At 57.0% G+C, this 633-nt stretch carries 1 protein-coding gene; it reads right to left on the bottom strand.

Annotated features, from left to right (window positions below):
* Window positions 1-633 (bottom strand): ATP-binding protein (locus J5224_RS33700; RefSeq protein ID WP_264629224.1); only part of this gene is annotated, 633 nt, incomplete at both ends.

Here is a 633-nt window from a genome sequence, read left to right as displayed (position 1 = left end):
GGTAACTGTTCAAGGGTAGGGCTAAAGTGCACCTGTAACGGCGTTTGTCCCAGAATATCTAACCCGGCTTGCGCGGCGGAGGCGTTGGCTTCCACATAGGCAATGCTGTGTCCTTGCAGTACCGAGAGATTATTCTCCGCCACGGCGCTGTGCGGATCGCAGGTTAGCGTGATGTGGAACCAAAAGGTGGAACCCTGGTTTACCGTGCTTTGGAAGCGAATATCGCCCCCCATCTCTTTCACCAGCCGCTGGGTGATCACCAGCCCCAGTCCGGTACCGCCGTGGCGGCGGGAAATGCTGGTATCGGCCTGTCGAAACGCCTGGAATAGCTGCGCCTGTTGCCCTTCAGCGATGCCGATACCGGTATCCCGGATCTGAATTTCCAACTCCAGCCGTTTATGGCTTTGGCGGTGGCGCTCAACGCGGATATCGATATTGCCCTTTTCGGTGAATTTGATGGCATTGCCCAGCAGGTTGGTGATCACCTGTTGCAGACGCATCGGATCGCCGACAAAACGTTCGGGCACGCCGGGTTGAATGTTGAGCGTCAGCTCCAGCCCTTTCTCGTGGGCGGTGTGCGCCAACAGCGTGATGACATCGTCCAGCGTGTTATGCAGTGAGAACGGGATGTTT

This window comes from Candidatus Symbiopectobacterium sp. NZEC135 (genome assembly GCF_025962695.1).
This window is presented reverse-complemented; position numbering and strand designations above follow the sequence as displayed.